4 protein-coding genes are annotated in these 10,487 nt (G+C 43.4%); 2 read left to right on the top strand and 2 right to left on the bottom strand.

Annotated elements, in window-relative coordinates:
* Nucleotides 1-2: 2 nt before the first annotated feature.
* Both OH459_RS16005 and OH459_RS16000 read right to left on the bottom strand, forming a co-directional pair.
* Nucleotides 3-6,791, bottom strand: a complete 6,789-nt coding sequence (locus OH459_RS16005; RefSeq protein WP_269987663.1) for a non-ribosomal peptide synthetase — start codon at nt 6,789-6,791, stop codon at nt 3-5.
* Between the two features lie 13 nt (nt 6,792-6,804).
* A complete protein-coding gene (locus OH459_RS16000) occupies nt 6,805-7,719 on the bottom strand; it encodes a TauD/TfdA family dioxygenase (RefSeq protein ID WP_223156690.1) in 915 nt (304 codons plus the stop codon).
* 172 nt (nt 7,720-7,891) lie between these two features.
* Between OH459_RS16000 and OH459_RS15995 the strand changes: the two genes are divergently transcribed.
* Together OH459_RS15995 and OH459_RS15990 are read left to right on the top strand one after the other, a co-directional pair.
* The gene (locus OH459_RS15995; protein ID WP_017189274.1) at nt 7,892-8,092 is read left to right on the top strand and encodes an MbtH family protein; all 201 of its coding nucleotides are present in this window, start codon (nt 7,892-7,894) and stop codon (nt 8,090-8,092) included.
* A gap of 34 nt (nt 8,093-8,126) precedes the next feature.
* A complete protein-coding gene (locus tag OH459_RS15990; protein ID WP_269987662.1) occupies nt 8,127-10,424 on the top strand; it encodes a TonB-dependent siderophore receptor in 2,298 nt (765 codons plus the stop codon).
* Nucleotides 10,425-10,487: the final 63 nt, after the last annotated feature.

Below are 10,487 nucleotides of genomic sequence, written 5' to 3'. Positions count from 1 at the left end.
TTTTACTCAAATAAATCTAATAAGTCTGACATTGCTTCTAAGTCGTCTTGCTGAATCGTTTCCCCTTCCAGCATCTGCGAAAGCTCGGCAATTGTCGGATTGTGAAAAAGATCAGCTAAAGCAATTTGCGCTTGGAAAGTACGCTGAATACGTGCTTGTAAACGAGTGGCGGTTAGAGAATTCCCACCTAAACTAAAGAAGCTGTCTTGAGTACCGATCTGATCGTGTCCTAATAACTCTTGCCATATTTCTACCAATTGCATTTCCAACTCTGTGGTTGGTGCACAATAGTGGCTCATCCCTTGCTGGGCAGGTTCAACTAACGCTTTACGATCGACTTTGCCGTTACTATTTAGGGGCAGAGCATCCATGATCATAAGTGTGCTGGGTATCATGTAAGCAGGGAGATGCTCCGCTGCTAGTTGCAGTAAAGTTTCGCTCCCTAGCACCACACCATCGCGTGCCGTAACATAAGCGACGATATAACCGTGTTGGCTGTCTGCCTGCCAAACTTTAACTACCGCCTCTTTAACGCCCTTTTGAGACAAAAGAACAGACTCAATTTCGCCAAGTTCAATCCTAAAACCGCGTAGCTTAATTTGGAAATCGCTACGCCCGAGGAACTGAAGTTCTTTGTTTTCATCCATAAACACTCTGTCACCAGTGCGATACATTCTTGCGCCTAACTGGTCAGAAAAAGGGTTCGGAATAAAACTGCTCGCGGTAAGGTCAGCACGCCCTAGGTAGCCACGAGCCAAGCTCTCTCCTGAAATGTAAAGTTCTCCTTCAACCCCCTCTGCCACAGGATTGAGTAATTCATCGAGTACGTGAAACTGCATATTTTCAATGGGATTACCTAAAGCAACAGTCTGTCCTTGGGTATGATCAACAGTCTGACTTGATGCCCACACCGTGGCTTCTGTCGGTCCATACACGTTCGTCACCGATTTCGCTTTTTGCTTCAGTCGTTTCGCCAATGTAATCGGTAGCGCCTCTCCACCGGCTAACACCTTCAACGATGCCCACCAAGCTGCATTCATATCCGCTAAGCTCTGCCAAGTTGCTGGTGTCGCTTGCATCACTGTGATGCAATGACGCTCCATCAGATCCGAGAGGCATTGGCTATCTTTGCTCTTTTGATCACTAGCGAGTACGACTGTTGCCCCATGGATTAATGGTAAGAACAACTCCAGAACCGCGATATCAAATCCAACCGTAGTTAATGCCAACAACGTATCTTCACGCGTAAGACGTGCTACTGGAGAAATAGACTGAAGGAAATGGTTAAGTGCGCCACGCTCAATTTGCACACCTTTCGGATTGCCCGTCGAACCAGATGTAAAAATGGTATAAGCAAGTTGCTTAGCATGCTTCACTTTGACTCTCTGCCCATCAATTACCGTTTGTTTGATATCGTCGATGTTGACACTTCGACATTTCGGCAAGACTACATCACTGATTGTTAACTGAGGTTGAGCCTGTTCGATAATGTTACCTAAACGAGCAGGAGGAAGCGCAGGGTCTAGTGGGATGTAACAAAGTCCCAGTTTATATAGACTCAGCAATGTAATTAGTAGTTCTGCTTTTCGGTTTAGGCAAACAGCTACAGGTTGATCATTATCGTAAGTCCAGTGTGAAAGTGACACAGCTAGCGCATCAACTTCGGTGACTAATTCACGATAGGTCAACGTTCTATCCTCTGTGATCAAAGCTACAGCGTCACCACTATCACGCGCCTGATGCTCAATCTCGGTTAGAAAGTCCCAGTTAGAATCACGCGCTGCACGTGGCAAAGGCTCAGGTATAAAGACGAGTGCTTCAACCGCTTGATGTACCTCTTGATACAGGTCTTCAGTAAGGGCGATTAATGCGAGCTCGAATGTCGAAAGCATGCGTTCAATTAGAGTATTTGACACGGACTGACAGTCGTAAGTGCAATTTAATTGAAGAGACTCGTTCGGGGTCACTTGTAGCATAATTGGAAAGTTACTTGTTCCAAATACTTCTAGCAGATCAAATTTAGGGGCTTTCATCTCAGCTAACGCTGGTGGAAATGGAAAATTCTGAAACACAAGAACAGTATCAAATAAGAGCTCACCAGGCTCTAAGCTTACGTTAGATTGAATGTTAGATAGAGGAACATGTTCAATGCCACGAAGTTCAACAACATCGAGCTGCATTTGCTTGGCAACGTCGATCAATTTGGAATCGGGAACCAATTTCACGTACACTGGCAAACTAGAAAGAAAAACGCCTGCCATTTTTTCAATTCCATCCACTTCTTGTGGTCGACCCGAGCTCGTCATCCCGAATAACACATCGTATTGACCTAAGTAACGACTAAGCGTCAATGACCACGCAACTTGGACTAATGTATTTAGAGTTAGACCATGAGAGCGAGCTTGATTTTCCAGCTGTTGAGTAACGTTTTTTGAAATAAACTTTTGGCGGCTCTTCTGCTCCTGCTTAGGTTGTGTTGGTTTAGGTAGATGCGGTACCTGTTCGACATCAGCAAGATAAGTTCGCCACTTCTGCTCTGCGACGTCTACATCTTGCTTCGCAATCCATTTGAAGTAATCTGCGTATCGAGGAGCAGGCGAAACTGGCTGATTTCTGTATATTGTCATTGCATCGTCAGCAATTAAAGTAGACGTCCAACCATCGACCACCAAATGATGGCGTGACCAAACCATTCGATAGACACTTTCATCAAACTTTATCAACGTGATTTTCATCAACGGTGATTCATCAAGAACAAAACCGGTTTGCTTCTCCTCGTCCACAAGTTCTTTAAACAGAGCTAATTGCTCTTGATGAGAAACATCGCTCCAATCCAGCAAATTCGTAGAAAATTGAACATTTCGACAAACAACAAAGTAAGGCTGCTCAAGCTCATTCCAAATGAAACGCCCACGATTAATATCATGACGAAGTACTGCCTCCTCCCACGCAGCCAGAAACGCAGCACTATTTATGGGCCCGTCCAATGACATGCTCGTAACATTGAGGTACAGCTGAGGATTTTGGTCTAATAAACAATGAAACAAGATGCCTTGTTGAGTTGGTGCTAGCGGTAAAACATCTTCTATATTCGTCGCTGGAATATGTTGGCAGATCTCATTCAAATCACGTGCCGATATCTCCGCAGTGACTTCGTCGGTCGTGATGGTTAACGGTAGCCTATCTAGATCACTTCGGTGCTTTTCCTTGGCTTGCGACGCCGGTATATCAAAATCATTGTTCTCCAATTGAGGAAGAATAAATTGAGCCAGCTCATTCACACTCTGATGCTGGAAAACATGTTGCGGGAGTAGCGTTAACCCTTCTTTCTTTGCTGCAGCAATAAGCTTAAGTGCCAATATCGAGTCACCACCAATTGCAAAGAAGTTATCGTCATTGTTTACGTTTGATACAGATAGTGTGCTAGACCATAGCGATTTAACTAGGTTTTGTGCGCTTGCTAAATTGGTTACTCGAGAATCCGAGCTAATTTGGTTTTCTGCACTTTCAGTTGCTTGATGTTGCGAAGCTAAAACCTGAGTAAGCTCTTTCGCGGATTGGTGTTTGAATAACAATTGTGGCGTTAGAGCAATGCCTTGTTTTCTTGCCAAAGCAACTAATTGTAGAGCTCGAATAGAGTCTCCACCAATGGCAAAGAAACTATCTGTCGATGACACGACTTCATTCGGCATATCAAGCACTTGTGCAAACAAATTACACCAAAACGCATCCGCGCTTGATTCTTGTTCACCGCTACTTATTGCATTTTCATCGACTTTTTCCACTGCCAAAGACAAAGTGTTTCTGTCAACTTTGCCGTTTACTGCTCGAGGAATTGTTTCCTTAAATTGCCAAAAGTGAGGCTGCATATGAGCAGGTAATTGCTCGCTAAGCTGATTCTTAAGTTCAGCTAATGCCAATTTATTATCTTTTCGATGCCACTCCTTATCCAGCACCACGATCGCGGTTAAGGCCTCACGAACATTACTTTTATCAAAGAGAACTGCAGCTTCTGCAACTCCTGTTAGTGCATTGATATGACTTTCAACTTCAGCTAACTCCACGCGGTAGCCACGAATTTTTACTTGCCCATCAGCTCGACCAATAAACTGCACTCGACCATCAGGCAGTCGCTTCACACGGTCACCGGTGCTGTACATTTTTTCTTGATCGCTGAACGGATCGTCGATAAAGCTAAGCCTTGTTTTTTCTGAGTCTTTCCAATACCCCTGAGCTAATTGATTACCAGCAATATAAAGATCACCGATTGCCCCTACAGGGACGGCTTGCAGTGACTTATCCAAGATATACACCCGGCAACCGTCTAAGGGCTCTCCAAGTGCGATAGGTTCTTGCGATGATAAACTACCAGCAATAACACCAACGGTGGCCTCCGTAGGGCCGTAGTGATTAAAAATTCGCAATGATGGCGCAGTTTGCTCGATATCCTCTAGCAAGCGTTGGTTAACGCCCTCACCGCCTAGGACTAGTGCATCGCGCGGTAACAACCCTTCACACTCTGAAGCCATTAATCCTTGTAAATGGGATGGAACAACTTTGAGCATATCAACTGGATAACGATTTAGGTGCTCAGACAAAGCCTCTGCATCGAGCATAAAGTCTTCGTCTAAAAGGCGTACTGCGTGCCCTGCAAGCAGCCCCCCCCATAGAGATGTATAACCTAGGTCTGTCGCGACACTAGCTAAACTGGCATAAACGCTTCCTGATGGCATCTCCAAGCGTTTGTTAACTGCAATAACATAGGATGCAAGAGCACCATGGCTAACAGTCACAGCTTTGGGCTTGCCTGTGGATCCAGAGGTAAAAATCAGATACGCTAAATCTTTCGCGTCCACGCCCTCCGGTTCAATGGACCCAGAGGGTAGTTTGGAAACATCGATCCATTCCATCTGTTCTGCTAACCAATCCGCCCTTCTCCCGAAACCAATAACAACACTGACTTCTGCCTCTTCAAGCATCATTGCACTTCGATCAGCAGGTTGTGACAGGTCCAATGGCACGTAAGCGGCACCTACATACCAAGCTGACAGCATAGCTGTTACTTGCTCGACCCCACGAGGCAATAACACAGCGACTCTTGCTCCATGAGTTACACCTTTACCACGTAAAGCAAAAGCCAGGTTCGAAGCACTAAGACCTAACTCTTCGCCTGTAATCAATTTGTCATTATGTAAGAGTGCCGGTTCACTACATTCACGGTTTAACCAGAGTGACAAAGCTGTTGTTTTTTGAGGAGACGATTGTTCAACTGTTGGTAGCCATTGTCGGAAAAGATGTTCGTTCAACTTCACTTCCGGTTTGCTTAATACCGTTTCCAAAATCTCCAAAAAGTCGTGTGAAATCGATTCGACCGTTTGCTTACGATACAAACTAGAATTGAACCTCCAATGCAAGCGGAACGAATCTTCATACTCATATACGACAAGATTTAAATCATGCGCAGCACCTCTTTGACCTGAACTTTCTGCGTGGTCAGTGATAGGCATGGCTAAAGAGTGATCATGAATGCGAGCATAAGTAAACATATGAGACACTATCGCTGTCTTATCAGCTCGACGTTCAGTTAACAACGATTCAGTTAGCGTAGTTAAAGGTACTTTCTGATGACGAACCGTTTTACGATAGAACTCAGTGAACGTCTTTACTAATGCCTCAAAACTCTGTGGCTCAGTGAAATTCGCTGGAATTAAAACAGGATTAACACAGTAACCAACAACACCTTTATGTCTTCGTCCATAACGCCCCATCGTTGGAGAACCTAGTAAAAACTCAGATTGACCCGAAAGTTTATGGAAAAAGAATTGGAAGGCACTGAATAAAACTGAATACGGAGTGGTATTCAACTGAGAAGAAAGCGTTCTAACTTTGCTAGTAATGGACTTGCTGGTATGAAAATGTATTTGCCCACCATCGAACTCTTGGACATCGCCGCGCTCGAAGTCTGTTGGAAGTATTAATGGTTCTGGAAGTGGCGTCAATGAGTCTTTCCAAAACTGCAACGATTTGGTCGCAGCTTCAGATGATAAGTAATCTTGTTGTTCTTGAGCCCAAGAACAATATTGTTCAGACGGCAATGGCTGGTCTTCGCCATTCGCCAAATATAAATAGTATTCTGCCCATGTCTGCATTAACTGCTCAATCGAGTAGTAATCGCCAGCGATATGGTGAAGAGTTAAGATGAGATAAGGTGTTGTCTCTTTTTCAAAAGTGTTAAAAACAACATTCGCACGACATACATAGCCTTTTTCGATGTCGAAAGGTTCATCTGTTTGTTTAGCAACCCAATCATCCAACTCTGACTTAGAGAAACTCGTATAATCAACCGTCAATTTTGCTACATCAGACGTAAACAAGTTCCCATACACCCTGCTCCCTTCCTGTGCGTATCCAGTACGAAGCGAGCGGTGATGTGAAACTGTTTCAAAAAAGCTCTCTTTAAGAATAGTTAGATCAAGCGGGGTCTGTTTTTCTCCCCCTAACACCGAAGTAAAGTACATATTATACGCACTCGATGTTGGAGATAATTGGTACAAAAACCATAAAGATTTTTGATTCGATGACACCAATAAGCGCTCAAAATACTCTGGATACTCAGACATCGTTTCAACAATGTCATCTTGGTTTGATAACAGCCATTGATGTTCCGTTTGAGACAATTTTGAATCCAGCCCAGCATTTATTGGGCTGCTGTTTATTTTCAATAAATCATTGTGAGCCTCAATCTGAATGCCTTTTTCTCGCAAATTAATCAGAGGTTTTAATAAATCCATTTGAGTTGGTTTCCTAGCAGTTAGGTTCAGCCATAGCAACGATGACTTTGCGAGTTCCTGTGAAGCGAGAACGTGCGTGTGCGACTAGCATGTTATCGAGCATTAAGATATCGCCAGATTCCCAAGGAAACTTCACCGTACAATCATCCAAAACACTTCGAATTTCATCTAGAACCGAATCCTCTATGGCAGTTCCATCACCGTAGTACACATTGCGTGGTAGGTCTTTTTCATCAACAACGGAAAGAAGCGTTTCTCTTATGTGGGGTTCTAAGTTAGATACATGGAACAAGTGGGCTTGATTGAACCAAACCATTTCACCCGTTACCGGATGTTTAGCAACAGCCTGACAAATTTGACTCGTTCGCAATTCACCATCTTCTTTCCATTCAAAGTCGATTTGATTTTGTAAGCAGAACTTCTCAACCTCCTTTGGGTTGTCTGTGCCAAACACTTTCTCCCATGGCAGGTCTAGACCATTTCCATAGTTGCGAACATATTTAAGCTTCTTCCGTTCAAAGCGTTCGCGAATTGTAGGGGAGATCTTGTTAAAAACTTGTCTGCTATCAGCTATTGGCGTCTCACCTTCCGTTTCTGCTGGCGTAATACAGTGAAACCAGATCTTCATTGGCCAATTGAGCGTATACGCTTGCTCATTGTGTAATGGAATTGTCTGATGGGCTGGATACTCTGTCGTGGTATACACACCTTCACCAAGATCGGTTCTTGGCGTTGAACCGAACTCATAACTAAGTAGAGGAAAACCGAAGGAACGCGCAAACTCTTGGAAAGGCTCCTCTCCAATTAAATCGAACCCTCTAAATAAAACACCCCCAGTGGTACGTAATTGCTCTTCAGCTATGGCATGTACTTCTTGAATACAGTCAGAGAGGCGCACACCGTTGTCAGCTGTAACGACTTGGGGCAAAAAAGAATCAGATAATAATGGTTTGATATTTAAAAACTTTGGGCTAGTCACTACTGAAGTCTCACTAAATGAAATAAATAAAAATACAAATGATAATGATTATTGATATTACCACCAAGAGTGTTATTATTTTATAAATCAATCAGACAATCAAGTAACATAAGTATTTAAAATGAAACAACAAAGCATTCTCTATAATGTCGTCATAAACATTGAAGAGCAGTACTCCATCTGGCCAACCTACAAAGCAATTCCGAGCGGTTGGAAAGAAGTGGGTTTCCAAGGCGACAAGGAAAGCTGCTTACAATTCATTCAAGAAAACTGGACCGATATGCGTCCAGCCTCTCTCAAGCTATTTCAACAAGCTCTCTAACCACACTTAAAAAGAAGTATTTACAGGAAGTATTATGTTCAAAACCAAATTGGCTACTGCTGTTCAAACAACAGTACAGCCTCATTGTTTGACTCTAGCCCTTTTAGCTTCAACACCAGTTTTCGCTGCAACGGAAGTAAATCAAAGCTCAAACGATGAAGCGCAAGAAGTAATTCAGGTAATCGGCGTTAAGCAAAGCCTGACAACAAACGTTGCGCAATCGACTATGCGCTCCGAAGCGGATTTATCGACCGTTCCTCGATCTGTTCAAGTGATCAATACTGAAGTTATTGAGCAACAAGACATTCAGAGCTTAAGTGATGCTCTTTATAACGTTAGTAACGTCGCAGAACACAACAACTACGGTGGCACACGAGATCAATTCAAAATTCGTAGTTTCGATGCTAATGCCTACGAAGACGGAACGCGTATTTACGGACTAGCACAAGATAAAGCAGTAATAGACGATTTGGAGTTCATTGAAGTAGTAAAAGGACCAGAATCAGTACTTTACGGCAACATGAGTCCGGGTGGTCTCGTTAATTTAATTACGAAACGACCGCAAGCGGTTGCCAACCACCAAGTTAAAGCAACTCTAGATGAACACGGAAAGCAAAAATTCAGTTTAGATTTTACTGGGCCCGCAAATGAAGATGGAACAATTCTTTATCGTCTTGTTGGCGTATTTGACGATTCTGAAGGGTGGCGTGACCACTCGGACAGCAAACAAACATTTATCGCGCCTAGTGTCACTTGGCTAGCAACGGAAGACACAGCTGTTACCTTTGCCTACAAATACAACAAAGAAGAAATGCCATTCGATCGTGGAACTCTGGCAGTGCGAAATGCTAGTAATACCGGGTGGGAGTTTCTTGATATCGATGAAAAACGTCTAGGCGCTACGTTTTCAAACCAAGAACGCGAAACCCATAAATATTCGCTAGAGTTAGAGCACGCTATTAATTACAACTGGACGACGCGCTTTAAAGCCCGTTATCAAGAACGTACTTATAAGGGTGACCGGGTTCACTTTTATGCAGCATCTCCAATTACGACGCCACCTGCTCAAGGGAATTTAACTTTATATATCGAAGACAGAGCGACGAACGCATTTGATGGGACAATTGCCCGTTATATTGCTAGCAGTAATGAGTCAAGCGAAACAACATTGTATTCATGGGAGAATGTCTTTGATGTGGAAACTGAAGATTTCGCTCACCGTATCATTGCAGGAGCAGACTACACATCTTACGAATCCAAGACCAAAACGATGGCATCATCTTCATGGAGTGACCCAGACCTTGTCGGATACTCTGCTTTAATTCAGCGTACGGTGAACCCTAACAGTGGTGTATACAACTACTACAACGACGACCCTTCTACCGCTACACACCCGAATGACATGTATAACGTCAATACAGATACTTTTGAACTGAAAGAGTACAGCATATTCTTACAAGATCTAGTCGAGTATCACGACTGGAACTTTGTACTGGGTGCTCGTTACGACATCTTCGACGCCGAGTCTTCAAAAACTTGGGACTCAACTGTGCAACAAGGCGCGGCTAGACTTAACGTAACGCTTCAGAACTCTAACTCAGACAGCCCTAAAGAGAAAAACCTAAGCTTACAAGCAGGTGCGCTTTACGCGTTAAATGATCAAGTATCATTGTTTGGTAACTTCACTAATTCATACCTACCAAACCAAAAATACGACACAGTCAAAAACGAGTGGGTAGACTCTCAACGAGGCACTCAGTATGAATTTGGTACGAAAACATCATTATTAGATTCGCGACTCAACTTAACAGCAGCTATCTTCCATATTGACTTAGAAAACGTAGCGTACCAGGGTGATGTACCAGGTAGCTACGATGTGTACAAACAACGCAGCCAAGGTTTTGAGGTTGACGGCGATTTCGCTATTACAAGAAAGCTAATGGCATTATTCGCCTACGGCTACAACGATGTTGAATTCGTGAACTCTCCATCTTCTGTTAATAAACCAGTAAATGTACCTGAGCACAATGCGAGCCTTTGGTTATCATACCAAGCAACACAAGAATGGGGACTGGGTAGTGGTGCTCGTTACGTAGGTGACCGCGCAGGTAACCGCCGTGAAGCTTACGATTACACACTTCCAGCATATACCCTGATTGATATGGCAGCTTGGTACACACCAGATTTCGCTGATCAAGATTTACGTTTACAACTTAACGTTAAAAACGTATTCGATGAAGAGTACTACTCGGCAGGATCAGATTCGACACAAAACGCTGTGTATCTAGGCTCTCCAAGAACAATCTCTTTAACCGCAGCATACAACTTCTAATTATATTTTGTGTAATAAGCTGAGGGGTACAAGGTGTACCCCTCTTATATGTTGTAAGGATAG

The organism is Vibrio sp. MM46, assembly GCF_027587135.1.
GTDB classification, from domain to species: Bacteria; Pseudomonadota; Gammaproteobacteria; order Enterobacterales; family Vibrionaceae; genus Vibrio; species Vibrio harveyi.
This window is presented reverse-complemented; position numbering and strand designations above follow the sequence as displayed.

Coding starts and splice junctions, on each gene's coding strand:
- OH459_RS15990 (WP_269987662.1), top strand. CDS start 8,127: ATGTTCAAAACCAAATTGGCTACTGCTGTTCAAACAACAGTACAGCCT.
- OH459_RS16005 (WP_269987663.1), bottom strand. CDS start 6,791: ATGGATTTATTAAAACCTCTGATTAATTTGCGAGAAAAAGGCATTCAG.
- OH459_RS15995 (WP_017189274.1), top strand. CDS start 7,892: ATGAAACAACAAAGCATTCTCTATAATGTCGTCATAAACATTGAAGAG.